The organism is Vibrio sp. 1078-1, from assembly GCF_033340475.1.
This window is the reverse complement of the sequence record NZ_JAWOWM010000218.1, coordinates 1-804: the sequence shown is the minus strand read 5'-3', so window position 1 is coordinate 804 and position 804 is coordinate 1. Positions and strand designations below refer to the sequence as shown.

The 804-nt window shown below is 42.0% G+C and carries 1 protein-coding gene and 1 pseudogene; one reads left to right on the top strand and one right to left on the bottom strand.

The features are described from left to right. Window positions 1-124, bottom strand: a pseudogene (locus tag R7190_RS26720) (globin); the annotation flags it as partial. Window positions 125-438: 314 nt separating this feature from the next. On the opposite strand from R7190_RS26720, the gene R7190_RS26715 reads away from it, so the two are divergent. Then, on the top strand, window positions 439-804 hold a 366-nt coding region (locus R7190_RS26715), incomplete at its 3' end, for a nitroreductase family protein (protein ID WP_318137779.1).

Sequence of the window (804 nt, the reverse complement as noted above, 5' to 3'; positions counted from 1 at the left end):
CGCCTTCAAATTTCTGCCGAAAGCTCTCTCCTTTTGACCAAAACTTGGCATAAAACCGCTCGAAAAAGTACTCACTGAGAACACAACGCTCGTAACTGTCGTTGAAAACCTCAATCACATTCATGACCACTCCAAACGAAAACCAGAGTACAACTCATATTTTATGAGTGTAATTTAATATCTCAAACAAGGGGCAAGCGAATATCTCAAAGCTTGTAATTTTGGCCAAGAAACAGCAAAGACCACGTTCTCTACGCAGAGTTTGAAACATCACTCCCAAGTTCTCTGTTCGATTTTCAACAAAAAGTTAAAAGTGATTTAAATAAAAGCCATCTTATCAATTGCTGGTTATTCGGTACTATGAACTCACTTTCGAGGTACGCGTGGTTGTCGAAGCTAAAAGCGGCCGATATAAAACTGAATAACGAGGGTAAAAACGTGTCTCATCAAATCATTAAAGATCTAAACAGCCGCTACACAGCGAAAAAATACGACGCTGAAAAACGCATTTCTCAAGAAGATATGGCCATCATCAAAGAAGCCATTCGTCTGTCTGCATCGTCAATTAACTCGCAACCATGGAAATTCATCGTGATTGAAAGTGATGAAGCGAAACAACGCTTCCACAGCACGTTCGCGAACAAACACCAATTTAACCAACCCCACGCAACCACGGCGTCGCACACGATCCTTCTTGCTTACGATCCTAAGTTCACAAAAGAGAAGTTTGCAAAGCGCGTGGATGCCGAAGTCACTTCAGGTCACCTACCAGCAGATATGTACAACACCTTTATGGGCGCATAC